The organism is Pseudoalteromonas nanhaiensis (assembly GCF_051235485.1).
GTDB classification, from domain to species: Bacteria; Pseudomonadota; Gammaproteobacteria; order Enterobacterales; family Alteromonadaceae; genus Pseudoalteromonas; species Pseudoalteromonas lipolytica_C.
Genome location: NZ_JBPNYQ010000030.1, coordinates 1 through 22,449, shown reverse-complemented (window position 1 = coordinate 22,449; position 22,449 = coordinate 1). Strand labels below are relative to the sequence as shown.

The following is a 22,449-nucleotide window of genomic DNA, read 5'->3' as shown; positions in this document are numbered from 1 at the left end:
TTCAGTCCTTACATGTCAATTTTCATGCCGCCAGAGTTGTTCTTTGTATATACATTCTTCTGGCCGTTTTGCATAACGCTATCCTGACTATTATCTACTGTTGAATTCTTAGTTATTTCACCAATTTTTATTTCCAACTGTTTATTTTTCTTTGATGTAATCACAGCAAAGAATGTACTTCCTACAGTACATAGCCAAGCCAGCGTGACCCCAATGTCTGATTTTACAAATTCAATGAAAGTATCCATTTCTATCCTTGTTGATAAATGATGATGTTGATGAGAAAACTAACAATTTTACAGTGCGCACGTCGCGCATCTTTCTACCGATGTTACGCTAATGTATTTAATAAGTCCTTCTTAACAAATAACGTAATGTATTGCCAACTATAATTTTTTGTTGATGCTAAAGGGATTCAAAAAAAGAAAGAGTTTACGAAAGAACTTGAGTAACTTGTTATGTTTTACTTGTTGTGCGTTTGAAACGATATACTCTTTTTGTAACTCGACTACCTTTACCACCAACACCAATGGATAAATTTTCTCCATCAGTTTTTAATCCAGCATTACCTTCTACTTCACCTTCGTAATACTCTTCAATTTCAACTTCATCTGCCTCTTCTATTCGCCTTGCAATTGCAACTTCTTGCGCAACTTTAGCCTGCATTTCAGCCATTGATAACTCAATCTTTTGGCGCTGGGCCTCATGATCTAAAATAGTTAAGTCTTGTGATTCTGAAGCACTTTCAGAATCTGAAGCCGCTCTAGACATCGCGGCTAATGAAGGCCCAACAAGTGGTGTTGTTTGTATTAAGGCGTCCAAACCCGCTTGCCAAACTTTTTTACTAGCCATAATACCTCCTTGCTTGAAACACATTACGCCTTACTAATAGGCGCATAAATGCTTGGCTATAATTAGGGATGAAATAACGAAATACAAACATTATGCGTTCTTTTGAGTAACTTGTTTGAAAATCATTGATGCTTTTACTTTTAAACAATTAAAAACTATGTGAAAAGTCTTCCATTTCTATACCATAATTATGCTTTTTAAGAAAAAGATAACTAAGGTGACTAATTTCTATATATGGGTAGTACGAGGAATCATCAGTAGATTGAAAATACCAAGTACCTTCATCATCTTTGGCCAAGTTTAAATAGTAATTGTCTTTTCCTTGTTGCAACACCCCTAGTTCCAGGGCTTTTTTAAGTTGGTTTTTATTTAGCCAAAACAAAGTGCTCTCATAACCATCAAGAGCTAAGTTGTTAGCTGCTTTCTTGTTTTTAAGGTATTCACATTTATTCCTTGATTTAGGGACGTTAAACTGTGAGTGATAATTTTGCTCTGCCCATGAATTCTCTAGCCATTCATCCATTGAGTGAAGAGTTTGAGCATGAGGATTTAAGTTGTTATATATACTAGGTTGCCCAATGAATTCAGGGGCAAAAAGAACTGATGTGAGCACAGGGTTGTTTTGCTGCATTAAATGCGCAAACTCTTCCTTATTTATTGAGATTGAAGCCCGATTCTTAACCACTAATGATGACTTTACCTGAATATTAAATTCGATAGGTTCTTCGCTCAAATATTTTTGCCTAGCTTTATTTGTGACTAATAAATCCACACCAAAATCAGGGTTGTACTTATGAGCTTCAAAACCATGAAAAAAAATTTGGCTAGAGACAATATGCTCGGCACTATTACCACGATAAAAGTTTTCAAAGTTCTCTTCATTTAAAGGCATTTTTACTCCATTACTATAAACATCTATGACAACACTTCATAGAAACACCATAAAAGTTTAATTAAGAATTGCTTCCTCGTAGAGTTATAACATTTTAGTATTTATGCAGCATGTAGTTAATATTTTTTATGCTATGAGAATTTGCTTTTTGGGGTCTACTTTCCTAGCTAAATTAATTAGCAAAGCTAGTTATGTAAGCTTCCCTGCATTGCTCAGCGTTTATTATGTATTCATTACACCTAAACTTGGCCAGATTAGCAATTTTATTTTTACGAATATAGAAGCCGCTAGCTCGTTCAACTTTCGTCGTTGTTACATCTAACTTGAATACATTAATTAGCCGCAAGACACCTACGTTTTCTGTCTTTGGCTTATCTACTTTACCAGTGTGATCCTTGTGGCCTAATTAATGCCTACTTCAGCTTGCGACATGCATTGGCTAAAAAACCATAATGACAAATACCCGCAAACCCTTTTTACAATACATGCTTGTCAATATCTTCGTAAAAACTCATCATCACTCAGTATCATCACTTTATCGCGATTATCACCTGTTTAATCCCGGTATTTAAAGCTTACAAACTATATATTTGCTGATTATAAACGTTAATTAGACATCACACGTTCTCGGGTATAACGTGCTAGGTAACTTATTCGTTTTTCAATGTGTGTTAAACATGCCTAGCTATACACGCATCATTTTGCTGCCATATTTATCTTCACAAATGAAGTATTAAACTCATTAAGAACCGCTAGCATTTTCATTAAAACAACGTTGATAACACTTCAACTGAATATAAACAGCCTTTTTCTATCTCTCCCTTGAGGCCTTATCTTGCGTACCTGCTGAGATTAAACAATGTAAGTGAATATGCTGACTTTAATTTTTAATGTCTATCGAATGTACTGGGGTCCGATTCGAATAAGTTACATTCACTGAAAAAGAATTTAATTAATTCCTTATCAAGCTCATCTGTGTGATCGTAAATACTTTTTGCTATCTCTTTGGCCTCTTCAATGTCAAGAAACTCGCTTAAATTTTTAACATTGAGGCGCTCATTTTTACGTGCAATTCTATCATTACCTGAGTGAGAGTAACTTTTTGTACAAAACCCTTTAAGCAAAAAAAGAATTTTCATTGGTTCTTTACGCAATTGTTCTTTAAGCCACAAGGTTATTTCTTCATTATCAGCCCACCTAGCCCAGTCATATATCAAGTTAACCGAATTATTATTCAGCTCTAGTAGACTGGCATTAACATCAGCCCGAATTCTACTTAATACTATTTGCTCTAACCTTTCTTGATGCTTAAGCTCAATAAGTGAGTCATCACGAACGCCTTTATCATAAGAATATTTACCGTGCTCTTGACCTAGTATTGTTGCTTGGTCAGCCATAGTAACAATACCCTCACCATTTTCAAAAGCAGCCTTTAACACATTGAATCTTTCTGCTTTATCATTAGTTAATTGCTTAATTCCTGAAAACATTAAGCGACCTAAACGTAAGTTATTACCGCCAAAAGCTAGCATACCTTCAGATTCATCATTCTCTATCAGTAACTTATCCCCTATATTAAAAATCATATTGATAATATTGATTACCTGTTGCTTTTCTAAATCTGCTAAATAATCAACTAGGCGCTCTAACACACTACTTAGCTTAGTTCTATTATTAGCAAGTACCTCGATTGAAAGCTTTAATATCACTTTTTCTAAGTCCGACTGTGTACTTGTTGCCTCAACAACAGCTTCCACCTCATTTGAGCTGACAATACTGCTTGGTAATGAAAACTGGAAATAAACATTAAATAGCTCAGGTGCACATATATGCTTACCTTTTCGCCAATATGGTGAATGGTCACTTCCATACATAATATTTCCAGTGATTGAGCTAACTTTAGGGAATATTCTTAGTAGTAGATCTTTTATAACTTTTGAAGGGACTTTTTCAGCCATTTCGAATAATGTGTTTAATTTATTTCTTTTAAGCTCTAGTTGCTTATCATCTCTTGAATAACCATAATTGCTTTCAACGCCTGAAAACAAATACTCATTCCTACGGATAAAGTCATATATTTTCGGTTCAAATACCCTCAGAGTTTCAATAGCCGTAAAATCACAGAAATTAACCTCACCCTCAACACCTTTGTAAGTAATCGACAAAGAGTTTGATAAACGAATAACATCTCTTGGAGTTTTTAAGAAATATTTGATGCCATCATGGTAGATATTTCCGAAATGCGTCTGGTCATGTTCTTTCTCTGGAACATTTCTGAAAATGTAATTTATTTTGGATATAAATAAATTAGTTAAACCACTTGGATCTGGAGGAGGTAATTCAAAAGGTACTTGAACGATTTTCTCAATGTAATCGCTACCATTTACATTGAGTGATTTTTCTATACTGCTAGCAACCACTTTTCTGTCAAATGCAAGTAAATAGGCTATATTTGGAAAATTAGCAACGGCTTTAACCAATTTGAATAATTGCTTAACTTCCTCACCTGTCAACCGATCAATATCATCAATAATCACAACAATTTTTTTTTGCTCTTGTCGGAGTAATAACTCAATCTCTTTTTTAAGTTGATTTAAATCAGTTCCCAATAATTTCTTTATTAATGCATCTACTGCTTTAGCTTCTGCTATTGGAGCTTTAGCAAGTACTTCAGAGATTACCCCTAGCTTTTTTGCGATGCTTTTCCCTTTAGATTGCCAGTTAGAAAAAAGCGCTCTTAATTGTGTGAAAAATGACTTTAATAGTGCATCCTCACCTGAAAACCACCAAGGATTAAAGTGCAATATTTCAATATCAGGTGCTTGATTTTTTATTTCACTTTCAAGAAATGACAAAGTTGTTGACTTACCTGCTCCCCATTCAGCATAGAGAGAAAAAACTATCCCATCATCAAATGTACCAGCAGTAATACATCTTGCTAAATTGGTAGCGAATTTAGAGTATCCCAGTACGTCTTGTTCTATGTCATTTAGTGGCTTATCTGATGATAAGTTATATTCTTCTATTGTCATTAAATTCCCTTTAAATTTATAATTAATAGCCTGTGAATCTATTAATTATCTTATATGAAGTTGATGCTCAACAATTACTAATCACTTACTCTAAAGTTCTAAGCGTTTCACATTTAGTTCCAATCATTTACCGCTTTCAATATGAGCATTCGGTACTTCCATTTTATAAAATGTACTTAACTCAAGTAGCAACTCTTTTTTCTTTTGAAGGCTATTTCTTCTAACTCGTAATAGCTCATCAGTAGACTTAATGATAGCTTTTAAATTGTTACTTTGTTTGCACATTTCATCACACTTCTTCAGTGCCATGTCGTATTCTAATATCTTAAAACTGTACCTTGATATCTCACTTTCACAATCTTTCATAAATTGGACATCTAGTTTAGAATCATTTTTAGCAGAATCGAAATTTGAATGAAAAAGATATGTCTTTCTGTACGTTTTAAATTTTTGCTTTGTTGTTCCCGACACAGACTCTTCAAGAAGCCCCCTCCTTGTCAGTTTTTTTAAATAGACAGATACTTGCTTTTGTATATTCGCAATTTCAAAGTGTTCTGCTTTAGCAAAGCAACAAAAACCAAAACTTATATCTCTAGCAGTAAAATTATCAATATTGTTCAGGCCAATGACTGTATCAAAAAATGATTCTAAATCGTATTCCATAACACCCTTTTATGTATGATCATGCATATAATATGTAACTTAATACATATGACAGCCAATAACAATATGGGATCATTATATTTTTAATCTTTGGATTCTTATTTGATGCGGTCAATTACAAAAATTATTGGTAAGAACATAAAAATAGCTCGCATAAAGAAAGATTGGAGCCAAGCCGAGCTAGCCCACCGTCTTAATGTTGAACAAAGCTATGTTAGCAGGATTGAATCTGGAACAATTACCATATCTTTCCAAAGATTATATGAAATAATAATAATATTAGATTGTGATATTAACGAAATTTTTCCGTCTATTTCGGACATAAAAAAAAGCATCTAAATGCTTTATTCACATACCTTGAGAGGTCAACCGACCAAGAAAAGTTAAGGCTAATAAGAACCCACCGCATTCGCTTAGGGCATTTCAATAAACCAAGAGCAAAAGCCATATTTCGGCCCATTAATTAACCCCCCCCTCTCACGGAATGTGTCTTTAAAGATTCGCGGAAACCAACCAATCACATGGCTTATCATAAAGTTATTAAGAGCGCGAAGTCATATTTTATCAATGCTAAGCCCATCTTCATTGTGTATATAAGGGTCGCTAACGACCTTTAGAGTGATTCTTTTACATCGTCCGATATAAAAACGAAGAATTAATAGCCAAGTTATAATTAGTCTTTAGTTATCTAGATTGCTAACTTATGGATATCTCTTAGCCTCTGCATTAGCTGTATTTATGGAATTTGGAAAATTAAAGCAAAATAGGCATCTAAAGCCACTTACAAATACAAATAAAGATAAATTGCTTGTTGAGATCTCAAATATTGAAGAAAGCTTTACAGGGCGAAGTGACGGCAATATTGCAAACACATTTATTCATGAAGCAAGTTAACTGATAGTCAACAGCTTAACTCTATTCGAACAGGGCTTTTTTGATTGTGCATTCTATTCTCTGAGGCAGTCTTTAGAAATTGCAATGACAATGATGTACGTTAATCACTTTGACTATTTCATGTATGAAGAAAAGCGAAGTTGTTAATTCAATCGTTAAAGATAAGTTTGTTGGCGTTACAAAAGCTGATGAAATATTAGAGCAAGCGCACCTTTTATCTGAAGCTGAGCATGTTGCAGTATGACGATTATCAAGAGCATAGAGATAAGGACGAAAATATTTCCAAAGCACTAGACGCAGTGGATGAGAGAATGTCAAAAATCTCATTTAACATTATAGCAATTCGTAGCAACGGTATTAATGAACAAGCTAAAGCAACGAGTTGTGCTGCTGATATCCAATTCCAAAACGGTAAAAGTCATGATATCGAGTATCAAGCCCAGCTAACTTCGGATGACCAAATTTACGTTGAAGTGTTTGGTTTATAAATGAGTATGCTAGAAATCTATAAATTCGAAAGCATTACACTTCAATGCTTAGCTCTAAACGATGGCAAAATCTGAAAACATACTGGATTTATCCTAGCCGCATGGATGCGGCTACTGCACTCAACCCTACAATTACAAATAACCCATTCCTGCTAAACCAATGAGGTAGACTCAGAGCTTTCTCAGCTTGTTGGAAAAAGTCGCACATAAATGGTTAGGCTAATACAGGGCAAAAATTCATGGATGAATGGTGACTGCCGAATGGATTCGGCATAAAAAAAGCGACATAAAAAGTCGCTTTCTTTGTTTTTATCTTCTCTTAAGTCAAAGAAACTTAAAATAAAGCATGGCGTTCGATGAAGGATTCGAACCTTCGACCCTCTGCTTAGCATACCACTACAGCTTTCACTGCCACCTAACATTCAGGCTTTGTGGTCTGGACTATCCCACTACCATATTCCGAAGAACGTAGGTCGAAGCCGTCTAGTCTCTGCACCTTCCTAGCTTTCACTAGGCTTGGCTCAGGATTGCCATCTGATAATAAACAGGAAGGTTTCCCTGAATTTGACTTCATTCACTTTGAAGGTTTCCCAACAAAGGCTCCTAATTTTGATACTAAGTATCAAGCTTTAAGGCAGATGCTCTATCCAACTGAGCTAATCGAACGAAATTTTTAAAGTTACATACATGAGAAAACAATAATACGTTCAAATCATGCCGTCAAATCACATAAGATATAATGTAATTGTCATTTAATATAACTTACCAAAATATTACGTACTTTGGTAAGCTAAATTTTTAAAATGGTAACGTTACCACCTCTGCAAGCCCCACCCACTCAATTACCCTGTTATTTTGGTAACTAGTTAGGGGGTTATTCTTGCTCTATCCAGCTGAGCTACGGGCGCATCGAAAACTTCAAAAGTTTGCCTGTAAGCACCGCTTCTTAAAGAAGAAGTGGTCGGCGATGCAGGATTTGAACCTGCGACCCCTTGGACCCAAACCAAGTGCGCTACCAAACTGCGCTAATCGCCGATGCTTACTGTTGTTTGCGAGTGACCTCGTTAACAACGGGGTGCATAATAGTGATTTGGCCGTGTTAGGTCAAACTTTTTTTTAAGAAAATAATTCAATCGGTCACTTTTAGTTCATAATGGTTAAATATTGCAAATATAAGCTAAAATTTGAACTCTTTTTTATAAAGTATCGCTTTATATACAATTGCATCTTGGCGCTATGATGCTTTTCTGCGAAAATACACAACATTAATAAATATGATCAAACAAACATGATTTGTGTATCCACGCCCCCTTTATTGGATGATCATATTTTGATGTATCAGTATCAAGTTAACTAACCCCAATGAAAGGTCACCCATGACGGCAAACATCATCGATGGTAAAGCAATAGCTAAACAAGTACGCAGTAATGTAGCTGAACGTGTTGCAGAGCGTGTAGCAAACGGTTTACGTGCACCAGGACTAGCAGTAGTGTTAGTTGGTCAAGACCCAGCAAGCCAAGTCTATGTTGGCTCTAAGCGTAAAGCATGTGAAGAAGTCGGCTTTGTATCTAAGTCTTACGATTTACCTGGCGACACCACAGAACATGACTTACTTGCTTTAATTGACCAACTTAATGAAGACAAAGAAGTAGACGGTATCTTAGTGCAACTGCCTTTACCACAAGGCCTTGATGCTGAAAAAATTCTTGAGCGTATTACTCCTCATAAAGATGTTGATGGTTTCCACCCTTACAATATTGGTCGTTTAGCACAGCGTATGCCGGCACTTCGTCCTTGTACGCCAAAGGGGATCATCACCCTACTCGACTCTACAGGTGTTCGCTATAAAGGGATGCATGCAGTCGTTGTTGGTGCTTCTAACATTGTTGGTCGTCCTATGTCGCTTGAGCTTTTACTTGCTGGCTGTACAACAACGGTATGTCACAAGTTTACACAAGATTTAGAAACACATGTTCGCCGCGCTGATTTATTAGTGGTTGCGGTTGGTAAACCTGAATTTATTCCGGGTGACTGGGTGAAAGAAGGCGCTATTGTGATTGATGTGGGTATTAACCGTCTTGAATCAGGTAAGCTTGTTGGTGATGTTCAATATGATGTTGCTGAACAAAAAGCGCATTTCATTACACCTGTACCAGGTGGTGTTGGCCCGATGACTGTGGCAAGCTTAATTGAAAATACGCTTGAAGCATGTGAAAAATATCACAGCTAAGAAGAGCTAAATTATTGCAAAAGGCTGCCAATGGGCAGCCTTTTTTTGGTTTTAAGTTTTTTGTAGTTTTAACTGCTTAAGTTTTAGCATCTGAGGTAGCACTGAAAATACAATCATCATAAACATCAATAGGTATTGCCAGTCTTGGTATTGTTCGTTTATGAGCAAAACAGCGCATACTATTCCCGCGATTGGGTTGGCAATGGTGCCAAATGAAAACTCAGCCACACTCATGCGCCCTAATAACCAAACATACAGAGTATAGGCAATGGCAGTATTGGGCACGATTAACCAAAATAGCGCAGAGTATTGCAGCGCTGAAATTGGCTCAAATACCACTTGGTATTGCTCTGGGTTTAGCAAACTTCCATCTATAAAAGCAGCTAGCAATAATATGCTGCCACCAATGATTAATTGCCAAGTAAGCACAACCCACCAATGTATATGCACCGACAAACTTTGTACTAAGGTGCTACCAATCACAATAGTAAGTAAGGCACCCAATAAAGCCGCCACTCCCAATACATTTAATGACACGTAAGCTGGATCAAACAATAACCACGCCAGTACAACCAAGGCTATGGCGCAAAATGCTTGAACTCTTGCTGGACGCTGTCCTTTTACAATCCATGCATACAGCAAAGCAACAACCGGCACTGACACCATCCCCACCCCAGCAATAGCTGCAGGAAGATTCACCGCCATGATAAAAATAAACGCAAAAAACAGCGCTATATTCACAGCACCTAAAGTCAATAAACTTGGCCACTGCGATCGAGTTGGTAAACTAGGCTTAAGTAATAAAAGTAATAATCCTGCAGGCAATGCGCGCAATGCACCTAATAATAATGGCGGCCAATCTGGAGTGGCATATTTAGTCACAGCATAGGTAGTGCCCCATAAAAAAGCAGGGATCATGGCAAGTAAGATATTCAATGTAAGTCCTTGTTAGTGAAAAGTAGCGTAAAAATAAAACCTCAAGTAAGGTTTAGGTCAATAGCTATACCCAGTTAAAAACAAAAAAGGTTGCCTCTTGGCAACCTTTTCAATTTGTAATACCTCGGTGGATACTTAAGCTTTACGCCATGTTGTTTTACCCGCAGAATCTTCGAGTACAACACCGAGTGCATTAAGTGCATCACGGGCTTCATCAGCAGCTGCCCAATCTTTGCTGGCACGAGCTTCGTTACGTTTTGCAATCAAGGCTTCGATGTGTGCGACTTCGTCATCTGCTTGGCCACCTTGTAAAAAGGCTTCTGGGTCTTGTTGTGCAACGCCTAATACCTCTGCAACACTGCGAAATACATAAGCCAACTTACCAGCTTGTTCTGCATCGCTGTCTTTAACACGATTTAGTTCTTTCGCAAGCTCAAATAACACAGGTAGTGCTTCTGGCGTATTAAAGTCATCATCCATTGCTTTTCTGAATTTAGCCACGTATTCATTGCTGGCTAAATCGCATTCGATTGGTGTTACCCCGCGCAGTGCAGTGTAAATACGCTCAAGTGACGAACGCGCTTGCTCTAAATTTTCTTGCGAATAGTTAAGCTGGCTACGGTAATGACCTGAAATTAAGAAGTAACGAACTGACTCAGCATCGTACTCTTTCAATACGTCACGCACGGTAAAGAAGTTGTTTAATGACTTAGACATCTTCTCTTTATTAACCTGTACCATACCTGTGTGGATCCACGTATTAACGTACTTGCCGTTATTTGCACAGCATGACTGAGCAATTTCGTTTTCATGGTGTGGGAATTGTAAATCTGAACCACCACCGTGAATATCAAAATGCTCACCTAAATGCTTAGAGCTCATTGCCGAACATTCGATGTGCCATCCTGGACGACCCTCACCCCATGGTGATGACCACGAAGGCTCACCTGGCTTGGCTTTTTTCCATAGCACGAAATCAAGTGGATCTTGCTTATCTTGAGCAACTTCAACGCGTGAACCTGCTTGTAGCATAGTTAAGTCTTGTTGTGATAAAGCACCGTATTGCTCAAATGTAGAGACATCAAACAATACATCACCATCAGCTGCAATGTAGGCATGGCCTTTCGCAATTAAACGTTCAACCATAGCGATGATTTCATCCATATGGTTTGTTACGGTTGGCTCAACATCAGGACGCAACATATTTAAGCTGTCGAAGTCTTCATGCATTGCTTTAGTCATGCGAGTCGTTAAATCATTGATAGACTCGCCGTTTTCGTTAGCACGTTTGATAATTTTGTCGTCAACATCGGTGATGTTACGTACATATTTTAAATCGTAGCCGATGTGACGAAGGTAACGAACAATTACGTCAAACCCTACAAATGTACGTGCATGACCGATATGGCAGTAATCATAAATGGTGATACCACACACATACATGTCGATTTTGCCATCAACAAGGGGTTTAAACTGCTCTTTTTGTCGCGTAAGTGTGTTGTAAATTTGTACCATTTATAAAATGTCCTTAACGGTGTTTCGAGATTCTCTATGTTAACACTTGCAAAGCCGCTGCTCTAGCGCTTTATCAATTGAATAAGCACTTTGTTAATCGTTTTAAACAAGCTCTTTGTTAATCAAAGACAACTACTATAAAATAGCCCCATTATTAAACCAGATATAGGAAACCTCATGGTTGTACTACACACAAACTTTGGTGACATCACCATCAAAATGCACGAAAACGATGCACCAAACACAGTTAAAAACTTCTTAGAGTATGCAAACTCTGGCTTTTACAACGGCACTATCTTTCACCGTGTAATTGATGGTTTTATGGTACAAGGCGGTGGCTTTGAGCCAGGTATGGTTCAAAAAGAAGTAAACAACCCTATCGAAAATGAAGCAAACAATGGCCTTGCGAATAAAGTAGGCACATTAGCAATGGCGCGCACGCCGGATCCACATTCAGCAACTGCGCAGTTCTTCATTAACGTTAACGACAATGACTTCTTAAACTTCAGCAGTGAAACTTCACAAGGCTGGGGCTACTGCGTGTTTGCAGAAGTTGTTGAAGGTATGGACGTGGTAAACAAAATCAAAGGTGTTGCTACTGGCAGCGCTGGTTTCCACCAAGACGTACCACTTGAAGATGTAATTATCGAAAAAGTAACGGTTAGCTAATTTAATCGTTTAGTCTTTTTAAGCGGGCCTTTGCCCGCTTTTTTGCGAGTAACCATGAAACAAAGTTATTTTATTGCCGATCTCCACTTAACAGAAAACCGCCCAGACATCACTGCGGCATTTTTTGATTTTCTTGATAGCAAGATTATTAATGATGACGTTGATGCCCTGTATATTTTAGGTGACTTTTTTGAAGTATGGGTAGGTGATGACTATCAAACTGACCTTTCAGTGAGCGTTGCCACACGTTTAAGCCAGGTAAGTGAAAGTGGTACTAAGGTGTTTTTTATTCATGGTAACCGCGATTTCATTATGCGTGAAGGCTATGCCAAAAGCGCGAGTATGACTTTATTACCCGAACAAGTTGTTATTGATTTATACGGCACCCCAACGGTAATCCTGCATGGTGATGAAATGTGCACCCAAGATGTTGAATATCAAAAGTTTCGCAAAAAAAGCCGTGGTTGGTGGTGGCCAAAATTAATGCTTGCTATGCCGCTTTGGTATCGCAAGAAGATTGCTCGCAACGCCCGCGAAAAATCAAAACAAAGCCAAGCTGGTAAAGCATTAGAAATTCTTGATGTTACAGAAGATGCGGTATTAGCCATGTTTAAAAAACATCAGGTTAAGAATATGATCCATGGTCATACCCACCGCCCTAATGTTCACTACTATAATGTTAATGGCGATACCCATACTCGCACCGTGCTGGGTGATTGGTATGAACAAGGGTCATACCTAAGAGTAACTCCAGATAAACAAGAGCTAATTTACACTCCGCTTTAAATCATCAGTTTATTAGCTATGCTTTAGTTGTGTATCAAATAAAAACGGGCATGTTAGGTGAACCGATTTATATACTTGTGTAGCTGTTTAGTACTTAGCTTTTCGATTAATAGCCAAACCTGGCAGTTGGTCACTGAGCCTTTTCCTCCTTATTTTATTGATGAGCCAAATAAGCCGGGCTGGCTGCACGAAGTCATCATCGCAGCACTGAAAACACAAAAACATCAAGCCACTATTGAATACACACATTGGGCTCGCGCGCTAAAGCTTGCCAAGCGCCATAAACGTGTCGCAGTGCTAGGTGCTTTTTATACAAAGCAAAGAGCGAGAGATTTTACATATTCACCTTCATTAGCAACCGCACATACCGTGTTATTCAAGCGTGTTGATAGCAAAATAACTTACACTGGCTCTTTGTATTCATTAAAGCCATATACAATCAGTAAAGGTGAAGACTATGTGGTAAGTGAGCAATTTGAGCACCACCCAAACCTTAGCGTGACAACCACAGGTAGCTTGATTGAGAGCTTGTTGCTATTAAAGCATGGTCGTGTTGATTTAGTTGCAGGCACAAAAGAAGTTGCCTTGTATTGGCTCGATAATAGCGAACGCCTACAGCAAGCAAAGCAAACAGAGTTAGAAATAGTTACCCCCTATCTTGCTACTCAACACTTACATGTGATTACTGATAAAAATCACCCTCAGGCTGAGCTTTTTCAGCAAAGTTTATCTTTAGGTCTTAAAGCAATTACGGCGTCAGGCAAGCTTTTAGAGATACTGAAGCATTATAAACTGAATGAAAAAGAAATTAGTCACATTACGCAACTATATGAAAAAACCTATGCTAACTAATTTTGTTCTTTTTCAAGCCTGGCAAGGTTATCTTAAACTGCGTTGCTATGCCCTCAGGTAAGTCTTTGCTTGCAACTAGCTGGATTTTTCCGTTAAGAACACTCGTAACCCATTCATGCACAAGATACAAACCTAACCCTGTATGACCATGGTTTCTAGATGTAGTAACAAAGGGGTCAAATAAGTTACTACGCAAAGAGTCATCAATCCCACAACCATTATCAGAAACGCTAATACAAAGGTCACCTTGTTGATTTAAATGTACATGCAATTGAATTTGTTTGTTATCAACCTCGTCAAAGGCGTGAGAAATTGCATTAACGATTAAACTCTCGATAACCTGAGAGATAATCCCAGGGCGACTAATAATGTCTTTTTTGACATCGATTTTAGTTTCTATGGTTACTTTTGAAGCTTTAAAGCGGGATTTTAAACCAAGTAGTAGATCATCGATGACTTTTTCGACATTAAAGCTAATGTATTGATCGTTTGACCGATCATGGGCCATTTCTTTAAAGCTCTTCACATGATCAATAGCCTTCTCTAAGTTTACTTGTGAGAGCCTTAAATTATCGGCAACTTTTTCTACGCTTGATTCTAAAAATTGCTTAGTGAAGCCTTGGTCTATTTTATCTTTAAGTTGTTGATTAATTAATTGCGCATTTGATAATGAAATAGCCGCACCGCCCAATGGTGTATTCATTTCGTGGGCCACACCTGCCACCATTAAACCGAGTGATGACAACCTTTGTGCTTCAATGAGTTCACCTTGTAGTTGATGCTGCTGTTTTATGTAACGTTGTAATTTAGTATTGGCTTCTAACAGCTCCTGCTGCTCGTGCTCTAAGAGTGCTCTGGCTTTAATAATCTGACGTTGGTCTCGATAACTGCGCTGCAAATATAAGCCAGAAATTGATATCAGGCTGACAGCGCAAGCTAAAGCGATAATAAAAGATCGTAAGATAATCTCGTTTTGCACCGAACCATCTGCATTTACCAGTACAATAATATCGTTTGTACCATTTGCGCTATTATTACCTAAGGTCATTTTTAAAAAGCTAGTTGCATGACTATGCGATGCAATAAGATCCTGAGATTTTGGCAGCTGGGTGATGACTTGCCATAATTGGCTATCTTCGTTACCGAGTGTCAGCATCGGCTGCTCCAGCATAAACCCCCACTCTTTATCTTTGCGTGGATGTAACAACCAATAACCTTCACCATTAATTAATTGTATTTGTGCTTGCATGGTACTGAGTGACTTTATTTGCTGTAGAGTTTTCGACAGGTCAAAATTGACAACAATTAACCCGTTTAGAATAAAGCTATCGCTTATGGTTCGATAAGATGCTCTTAATGTTGGTTCATGTGGTGTAACAACTGCGCCGCGCTCGACATTTAAATCTATTGGCGTGATATAAACGTCCCCCTTACTGTGCTCCATCCCCTCGGTAAAATAATAACGACTACTTTTATTTTGTAGCTGTTGTTTTGGTACTAGCTCTGCTTGTCCTGCCTTAAAGTTAACACGGTACTTTTCTTGGCCTTCACTATCTAACCAACGAATTTGAGAAATGTTTTCTGCGGCTAAACCAAAGTTCACAAAATGGGTTTGTATTTGTTGCTCAAGTAATTCGTTTTCATCACTTTGCTTTAATATGTCATCGGCCACCAGCAACTTAACCACTTTTCGCACATCGCCAAGCTCTCTGCTTAAGGTGTTATGAGCGGCAAGTAAGGTGTTATCTTGCAAAAGCGTGATACTACTTTTTTGTATTTGATACTGGATCACATAAACCATCAAGCTAATTAATAAGCTAACAGCAACCATCACCATAAATTTAAAAAGTAGACTTTTTTTCAGTGACTGATATTGGCTTGTTACTGCTACCATAATAGTTAATTATACCTGCTCTTTAGCCACTGCAATGCATCATCATAAAACATGGGTTTTGCGTAATAGTAGCCCTGCCCTATGTTACACCCAGCTTCAATAAGCCAGTTGTGTTCAGCTTCTGTTTCAATGCCCTCTGCTGTTACTTCAAAGCCGAATTTTTCTGCCAGCAACATTATCATTTCGATAATGTGTTGGTTAGATTTTGACTCTTGAATATCGGTTACAAAGCAGCGATCTATTTTTATTATCTGCGCAGGAATTTCGCTAATATGGGCAAGTGACGAATAGCCAGTACCAAAATCATCAATACTAATTTTTATACCCAAGCCCGCAAAACGACATAAACATGTATTGATCTTTTCATAGTTAAAAATCGCTTGAGTCTCTGTTACTTCAAGCTCAAGTAACGAAGGTGAAATGTCATATTCCTCAATGCGTGCTGCAACCTCAACAAAGTAATCATCGGCTAACAAATCAAACGTCGATGCATTAAACGCGATTGGCAAACTAACGCCCTGCTCTGCAAATTGCTTAATCGTCTGCATTATTTTATCGAAAATAAGTTTGTCTAACTCACTGATAAGCCCTGCGGTTTCGGCAAGTTCAATAAACTCATCGGGCCTTACAAATGTTCCATCACCTCTTTGCCATCGCGCCAGTGCTTCAAAACCAATGACTTCATTAGTGGTTAAATTAACCTTGGGTTGTAGGGCTACTTGAAGTTCTTTGTTGCGTATTGCGGTGCGCAGCTCTTGCATCAATTCATAGCGCCGTGTAATCGCTTTGGTATTATCTAACGTATAATAGAGAAGCTCAGCTCTTTGTGTGTTTTCATCATTAAGAGTAGACTCTGCTAAATTGAATATTTGCTCTGCGTTATGATCTTCAAAGGCGATTAGCTGCATAACTAAAATACGCACATCTAAAAACTGTTTTACCCCATCAATTTCAAAAGATTGACGTTTTAAAGAGTCAACAACGCTTTCATCTTCAAATGCATGGCTTGACACTAAAACACCTAAACAATCACTTTTAAAAACAGCGATACGAGGGTGATACGGCGCTAAGGCTTGCAAAATATTCTCGCGCATTTTTAGATGTGTTTTTTTACAAAATTCATAGCCAAACCGAAAAGATTTTTCGTCAAACTGAAGTATCTCAAACACCACTAACTGAGTTTCAGCTTGTTCGTATTTGTTCATATTATCGATTTCGCGCTGGAGCCAGTTCCTGTTGGGCATGTTTAGCGTTATATCGGTGTAAGCAAGCTCAGTAAGTCGGTTCATCAGTGCAATATTCGAAAAGCCTGTACTGACATTTTCACTAAATACCTTTAGTAAAAATACATTATGCTCGTCGATGGGAACATCTGATTTAACAATCGTGATGTAATAGCTAATATCAACGTCTGCGGTATCAAAATAAAAAACACTGTAATGCTCAGAAAACACATGCTCTTTTTTATCTCTGGCTGAAATATACGATTGCTGTGCTTCTTCACTGAGCACATCTGTGCTGAGCTCTTTACCATCAAGCCCTCTATAGCAACCGATACTAGTTATAACTTTGGGGTGTTTATCAAAGTGCTTTTCATTGCCAACGCATAATACGCCTCCTCCCTTAGATAGGTGCAAAATTTTACCTATTTCATCTAGCACCGCGTGAGAAAACGCACGTATATCGTGTTTACTATTAATGCTTCTTGCTGCATCGAGCACTAGCTGCAGTCCTTGTTTAGCACTTGAGATTTGCGAAATGTATTGATACGTACGAAGATGGCTACTAACGATAGATTTAAGTTTATCTACCGTCATATCTGACTTATTCCAGTATTCGTCAATATCAAGCGATTGCATTACTTGTGGTTCAGGAGCAAAGCTTGGTTGTCCTGTTAATAGCACTATGCGTATATCGTTATTGCCTAAAACGTGGCGAATGGTATTTACAAGCCTAAGGCCTGAATCATCTTCTTCCATTACCACATCAAGAAATACAATAGCGATATCTTTATGGCGCGATAAAACAGACGATGCCTCTGACACTGAATTTGCCGTTAATACCTCAAGAGACTCATTGTTATCTAGAGATATGGCATTAAAACTGTTTAGTAATGCTTGTTGGTAGTTTAAGTCATCTTCAACCGTTAAAACTTTCCATGTTTTTTGGGCATACGATTGTTCAGAAGCATCTTCTTTAAACTCGAAAGGCACATTAGAATCACGCATCACTTCTCCTTTTAACAACTTATGATTCTATTTTACGAATGTTAATAGCAACCTAGGTCAAAGGTAGTGCAAGATTTTAAAAGGTACAAATTATTTACTAAAACAATAAATGAATAAGTATTAGAAAAGTAATGAGAATTAGTTAATTTGAATAGGGGTAAAACCCACTAAACTTGGCAAGATAAATGAACTAGAGCGCCAAACAGGCGCTCTGATTTAATATATTATGCAGGCACACCGCTGTGAAATTTAAAGTCTTCATCTGGGGTTGAAATAAGCTCAGCTTCAAGTTGACCAAAAAATTCAACACGCTCAGTAATATCAAACTCACTGATTTCTTGCGCAAGGGTTAGATAATCTTGATAATGGCGCGCTTCAGAGCGCAGTAGTGAGATATAAAAATCACCTAAGCGTTTATCAACATGTGGGGCTAATTTAGCAAAACGCTCACAAGAGCGGGCTTCGATGTAAGCACCGATAATTAACTTATCAACCAAAGCATCTGGCTCGTAAGTTTTTACGTGGCGAAGCATCCCTTTGGCATAACGACATGGGGTAATGCTTTTATATTCAATGCCGTATTCATCCATGATCTCAAGAACTTGATAAAAGTGATGTAGTTCTTCTTTAATAAGCATCACCATTTTATCGATAAGGTCTTGCCCATAAGGTGAGTTAGATTTTGGGATCATTGATTTAGTCAGCTTGTTTTTATCTGCAAGCTCACGCCAATCCCCTTCTCGCTTGTAAATAAGTGTTTCAAATGGTTTTAACCACTCAAGCAACGCATCACTGCTTTCTTTATCAACCGCGTACTTACGAATTAAAAACATGGCAGACTGAGCTGCTTTTAATTCACAGATAAGATGGTCGATTAAAACCACATCTAAGTTTTCTTTTTTGGTTGCCGCAGCAATCCACTCATCAGGCGTTTCGCACTTTAAAAAAGCATTAATCGGTTTTAATAATTCGTCCAATTTTCTTACTCATCATAAGTATTTGTTGTCAAACAAACACTAAACTATCTATTTAAAACTGCCAGTATTCTACCACACTGCGTTAGAACTTGATTAATTGAGATCAACTTCTATTTGTCAAAAACTAGAGTGATTAAAAAACCAGCCAAAGAATAAAATTGAATCATAAATGTACATCTATTGAAGTTAATCATCTTAAGTTGAGAAAAACAAGCATTTACAAATGTAGCAATAAGTAGCATCCTAATGTTTACATTTGTAATTAACGAAGAATATCTATAAATTCCATGATCTTAAACTTCATTTCTCGACTAAAATTTATTGCCTCCATGATCTAACTGCAAATACAAGAACCTTTACAAATTTAGTTATCCCTTAAACAAACTAAACCCATTACAAAATTATAAAAATAGAAATACGTTGTGACCTTAAAAATTAATGAATATATTTTATCTTTGGACTATAAAACGGCCCGAAGAGATCAAAAAGTTATAGAGTTTACATTCCAAGAGCAACAAGCCCTTAGGTTATTTTTTGAGTCAAAAGATGGCTTTGTATCCAGTGAAGTTCTCGAATCACGAATTTGGGGAAACAAAGTTGTAACCAATAACTCTCTAAGAAAACTTATAAGCGGATTAAGAATTAAATTTGAGGATAAAAGCTCATTCAAAAACGTACGCGGCAAAGGCTACAAAGCCACATTTGAACTAGAACAGACCTTGGTAAACAAAAAAACAAGTAATCAATTGATTTATATTACTTGTTTGTTTATAGCTATATTTATTGCAATTTTTTACCTCCAAACTATTACAAAGAAAGTTGAGCTACCGAAGACTTCAACTCAAACTATTTTCAATTCTAATGAGTACATATTGGATTACGCTACATATGGCGACTCAATGTTTGTTACAACCACGAGTAAAAATTCTTCTAAAATCTATGAAGTTAAGAATAGATTAAATAAGGTAATTAAGTCTGAAGATCTTTATGCTGTTTTTAGAGGAATTGAAATTCATAGTAGTGGCAAAACTATTTTGCATGTTATTGAGAATTCAAAGTGCAAAATAAAAATATACAACCAGCCTGTAAAAGATCTAATAGACGAAATACCCTGCAATAGAAGAAATGCTTATCCTTCGTTTGATTGGATTGATGATAATAGCTTCTATATAACTCTCAATCTAAGTAATAACGCCTCTATTCAACCATATACTTATGATCTAAAAGGCAAAGCATTAGAAAGCGTCCCCAACATTAACTTTAAAGATAAAAATGGATATAAATTTATCGACACTTTCATAAAAGAGTATAAGGGTGGCTTATTTTCTTTAAGACAAAACAGCCAAGATCATATGTCTCTAATGTATTTTAAAGGTAATAAACAGCAAACATTGTATGACTTTAGATACAAACCTTACTCCTTTGCACTACTCGAGGATTCATTATTTTTTGTAGGCAATAATAATGAATTACTAGAGTTTAACCTAGAAGGCGAATCAGACTTTGAAGAGCTTACTCCTAAGCCTGTTTTGACGACTCAAGCCGTAAAAATTGATGATCTACTTAGTCTTAATAACCAAATCTACTTTACACTAGGCAATGCCCAGAAAGAAGTAATTCACAATCTTGCAGGTAACTCAATTTACAATTTTGAAAACACTACTTTAGATTTTAATTATGTAAATAACACCTTATATATATTAGGTATGACAAATACAGGATATGTCATAGAGAAAATAAAAAATAAAGTTCATTCGTCACCAGCTTACTTTAATTCATCACTAAGTCTGAGAGAAATCGGTATATTTAATAATGAAATTTACTTAGCTGGTGACTCTGGGATTTACAAGTTTGAAAACAATAAGGTCAAAAAAATTTCTGGGCTTAAAACAATCAGGATTGCATCAAATAACAAGTGCATGATTGCTGAAACAAGTTCAGGAATTTACGAGTACATGCATAAGGAGAGGGATTTCTCTAAAGTTGATGAGAATGGGGATAGAGTTTTTGCTACTAATGAAGAGTGTCTATTCGTTAATAAGTTATCTGGCGATATAGTTAACAGTCAACGAGAGTTTGTAGCAAAGCCGACTAAAAATAAAATGCTCTTCGAACACCAAGGTGAAATTTATCATTGGTATATCGTCGATGACCAAACTTATATAGAAAACATTAAAACGGGTAAGTACCTAGCTAAAATCAATAAAAGGGTCCTATATAAAAAAGTGATCTCATTTGAGAATGAGGTACTTTACCTTGGTACTGACAATTTTAACTCCTCAATTGTTAAGCTTTCTATCAATTAATGTACCAAGTTATGTAGCTGATTTGGTAAGTTCGCAAGAACTTACCAAAACAATCAAGTAATTTAAAATATTGATTTATATTGTTTTTCACACTATTTCACACTCATTCACCCTATTTCACTACCAAGCTTAAGGTTAGCTTAATAATAATTAGACTAGTAAAAACCTCTTAGAAAATAATCGAAAAAACAAGAGGTTTTCACATCAAAAAGTTAAAATATTAGGAAGTTAAACTTTATGAATTTTACTAGGAAAAGCCTTTTAAGCATCGTTGTATTAACTACAATCACCGCCTGCGGTGGTGGAAGTGAAGGGACTAAAAAGGACGAAAATATTGAAATAATAACCCCTCCAGAAGCAAGTAACGCTTCCCCTATCTCCAATGCCGGAAGTGATATTACACTTGATCTTGGCGATACAGTCACACTTGATGGTTCAGCAAGTACAGATACTGATGGTGATGATTTAAGTTTTACTTGGACTGTAGAAAGTGCTCCAGTTTCAAATATGAATATTGAAAGCGTAGTTTACCCAAGCTTTACACCTGAAGTAGAGGGCATTTACGAGATTAGTTTAACCGTCAATGATGGTAAGGTTAGTAGTGAAAAGGATTACGTGGAAGTTACGGTTATTAAACCAAATTCCTCTCCTATTGCCGTTATTAATGGTCTAGGGTTTGGAAAACAAGGCGAGGTATATTACCTTGATGCAAACTTAAGTAATGACGCAGATGGTGATGTGTTATCTTACAGATGGGCATTTAAATCTCTTCCCGAAAATAGCCTTTTATCTGATTCTGGCCTAGAACCAGCCCCGCAAATTCAATTTACTCCCGATCAACCTGGTGAATATGAGATAGAACTAATCGTAAATGACGGTATCGTTGATAGTGAGTCAGTAACACACCTTATTTTTATTGAAGAGAATGCCTCTCCGACAGTTACCGCTATCAGTGACTTAAATTTTAATTTAGGTGGTGAGGCCTATATATACAGCAGAGTTGAAGATACTGACAGTACAGAGTTTACCTATTTTTGGGAAATCACAGGCGCTCCAGCTGGTAGTGAATTAATTGGCTTTACTGGCACAAATCGATATTTAACTTACATTCCTGATCTACCAGGTAACTATATTGCAAAGGTAACCGTCAATGACGGGTGATCTGATTTAATGGCACCGCACACTTTTGTGAAGGATAATTAGTCCAACAACAAAGGTGTGAAAATGACCCAAC

General features: G+C 37.0%; 19 protein-coding genes, 1 tRNA gene and 1 pseudogene. 9 read left to right on the top strand and 12 right to left on the bottom strand.

Annotated elements, in window-relative coordinates; all coding sequences use genetic code 11:
• Positions 1-8 precede the first annotated feature (8 nt).
• The 6 genes and pseudogenes from ACSFVZ_RS18550 to ACSFVZ_RS18525 all read right to left on the bottom strand — a co-directional run bounded on the left by ACSFVZ_RS18550 (position 9) and on the right by ACSFVZ_RS18525 (position 5,439).
• Positions 9-248 (bottom strand): hypothetical protein, encoded by a 240-nt coding sequence (locus tag ACSFVZ_RS18550; protein ID WP_199527833.1) that lies wholly within the window; start codon positions 246-248, stop codon positions 9-11.
• A 208-nt stretch (positions 249-456) separates the two neighbouring features.
• Positions 457-852, bottom strand: a complete 396-nt coding sequence (locus ACSFVZ_RS18545) for a hypothetical protein (RefSeq protein ID WP_199527834.1) — start codon at positions 850-852, stop codon at positions 457-459.
• Between the two features lie 148 nt (positions 853-1,000).
• Positions 1,001-1,744: a hypothetical protein gene (locus ACSFVZ_RS18540; protein ID WP_199527835.1), complete on the bottom strand. Its 744-nt coding sequence runs from the start codon at positions 1,742-1,744 to the stop codon at positions 1,001-1,003.
• 286 nt (positions 1,745-2,030) lie between these two features.
• Positions 2,031-2,621: pseudogene (locus ACSFVZ_RS18535) on the bottom strand (transposase); the annotation flags it as partial.
• 10 nt (positions 2,622-2,631) lie between these two features.
• Positions 2,632-4,776 (bottom strand): KAP family NTPase, encoded by a 2,145-nt coding sequence (locus ACSFVZ_RS18530; protein WP_199527836.1) that lies wholly within the window; start codon positions 4,774-4,776, stop codon positions 2,632-2,634.
• A gap of 123 nt (positions 4,777-4,899) precedes the next feature.
• Positions 4,900-5,439, bottom strand: a complete 540-nt coding sequence (locus ACSFVZ_RS18525) for a hypothetical protein (RefSeq protein WP_199527837.1) — start codon at positions 5,437-5,439, stop codon at positions 4,900-4,902.
• 105 nt (positions 5,440-5,544) lie between these two features.
• Between ACSFVZ_RS18525 and ACSFVZ_RS18520 the strand changes: the two genes are divergently transcribed.
• From ACSFVZ_RS18520 to ACSFVZ_RS18510, 3 genes are all read left to right on the top strand, one after another.
• Positions 5,545-5,778: a helix-turn-helix domain-containing protein gene (locus ACSFVZ_RS18520; protein ID WP_138558777.1), complete on the top strand. Its 234-nt coding sequence runs from the start codon at positions 5,545-5,547 to the stop codon at positions 5,776-5,778.
• Between the two features lie 399 nt (positions 5,779-6,177).
• Positions 6,178-6,333, top strand: coding sequence for a hypothetical protein (locus ACSFVZ_RS18515; protein ID WP_199527838.1), 156 nt, complete (start codon positions 6,178-6,180; stop codon positions 6,331-6,333).
• A gap of 311 nt (positions 6,334-6,644) precedes the next feature.
• Positions 6,645-6,821: a hypothetical protein gene (locus tag ACSFVZ_RS18510; protein ID WP_199527839.1), complete on the top strand. Its 177-nt coding sequence runs from the start codon at positions 6,645-6,647 to the stop codon at positions 6,819-6,821.
• A gap of 958 nt (positions 6,822-7,779) precedes the next feature.
• Here the strand turns inward: ACSFVZ_RS18510 and ACSFVZ_RS18505 are convergent.
• A tRNA-Pro gene (locus tag ACSFVZ_RS18505) sits at positions 7,780-7,856 on the bottom strand.
• 341 nt (positions 7,857-8,197) lie between these two features.
• Between ACSFVZ_RS18505 and folD the strand changes: the two genes are divergently transcribed.
• Positions 8,198-9,052 (top strand): bifunctional methylenetetrahydrofolate dehydrogenase/methenyltetrahydrofolate cyclohydrolase FolD, encoded by an 855-nt coding sequence (gene folD / locus ACSFVZ_RS18500; protein WP_135923981.1) that lies wholly within the window; start codon positions 8,198-8,200, stop codon positions 9,050-9,052.
• 51 nt (positions 9,053-9,103) lie between these two features.
• Here the strand turns inward: folD and ACSFVZ_RS18495 are convergent, their stop codons facing one another.
• Together ACSFVZ_RS18495 and cysS are read right to left on the bottom strand one after the other, a co-directional pair.
• Positions 9,104-9,988: a DMT family transporter gene (locus ACSFVZ_RS18495; RefSeq protein ID WP_435559398.1), complete on the bottom strand. Its 885-nt coding sequence runs from the start codon at positions 9,986-9,988 to the stop codon at positions 9,104-9,106.
• 135 nt (positions 9,989-10,123) lie between these two features.
• The gene (cysS, locus tag ACSFVZ_RS18490) at positions 10,124-11,503 is read right to left on the bottom strand and encodes a cysteine--tRNA ligase (protein WP_435559397.1); all 1,380 of its coding nucleotides are present in this window, start codon (positions 11,501-11,503) and stop codon (positions 10,124-10,126) included.
• A 177-nt stretch (positions 11,504-11,680) separates the two neighbouring features.
• Between cysS and ppiB the strand changes: the two genes are divergently transcribed.
• The 3 genes from ppiB to ACSFVZ_RS18475 are packed head-to-tail and all read left to right on the top strand — an operon-like array spanning position 11,681 to position 13,810.
• A complete protein-coding gene (gene ppiB / locus ACSFVZ_RS18485) occupies positions 11,681-12,172 on the top strand; it encodes a peptidylprolyl isomerase B (protein WP_135923978.1) in 492 nt (163 codons plus the stop codon).
• Positions 12,173-12,226: 54 nt separating this feature from the next.
• Complete coding sequence (locus tag ACSFVZ_RS18480; RefSeq protein WP_435559396.1) at positions 12,227-12,958, top strand: UDP-2,3-diacylglucosamine diphosphatase; 732 nt, start codon at positions 12,227-12,229, stop codon at positions 12,956-12,958.
• A 57-nt stretch (positions 12,959-13,015) separates the two neighbouring features.
• Complete coding sequence (locus tag ACSFVZ_RS18475; protein WP_435559395.1) at positions 13,016-13,810, top strand: type 2 periplasmic-binding domain-containing protein; 795 nt, start codon at positions 13,016-13,018, stop codon at positions 13,808-13,810.
• On the opposite strand, the gene ACSFVZ_RS18470 is transcribed toward ACSFVZ_RS18475, so the two are convergent.
• The 3 genes from ACSFVZ_RS18470 to miaE form a co-directional block, all read right to left on the bottom strand.
• A complete protein-coding gene (locus tag ACSFVZ_RS18470) occupies positions 13,803-15,704 on the bottom strand; it encodes a sensor histidine kinase (protein WP_435559394.1) in 1,902 nt (633 codons plus the stop codon). The genes ACSFVZ_RS18475 and ACSFVZ_RS18470 overlap by 8 nt on opposite strands.
• Positions 15,705-15,709: 5 nt before the next feature.
• The gene (locus tag ACSFVZ_RS18465) at positions 15,710-17,932 is read right to left on the bottom strand and encodes a GGDEF/EAL domain-containing response regulator (protein ID WP_435559393.1); all 2,223 of its coding nucleotides are present in this window, start codon (positions 17,930-17,932) and stop codon (positions 15,710-15,712) included.
• Between the two features lie 224 nt (positions 17,933-18,156).
• A complete protein-coding gene (miaE, locus tag ACSFVZ_RS18460) occupies positions 18,157-18,909 on the bottom strand; it encodes a tRNA isopentenyl-2-thiomethyl-A-37 hydroxylase MiaE (RefSeq protein ID WP_435559392.1) in 753 nt (250 codons plus the stop codon).
• A gap of 422 nt (positions 18,910-19,331) precedes the next feature.
• On the opposite strand from miaE, the gene ACSFVZ_RS18455 reads away from it, so the two are divergent.
• Together ACSFVZ_RS18455 and ACSFVZ_RS18450 are read left to right on the top strand one after the other, a co-directional pair.
• Positions 19,332-21,215, top strand: a complete 1,884-nt coding sequence (locus ACSFVZ_RS18455) for a winged helix-turn-helix domain-containing protein (RefSeq protein WP_435559391.1) — start codon at positions 19,332-19,334, stop codon at positions 21,213-21,215.
• Between the two features lie 237 nt (positions 21,216-21,452).
• Positions 21,453-22,376, top strand: a complete 924-nt coding sequence (locus ACSFVZ_RS18450) for a PKD domain-containing protein (RefSeq protein ID WP_435559390.1) — start codon at positions 21,453-21,455, stop codon at positions 22,374-22,376.
• Positions 22,377-22,449: the final 73 nt, after the last annotated feature.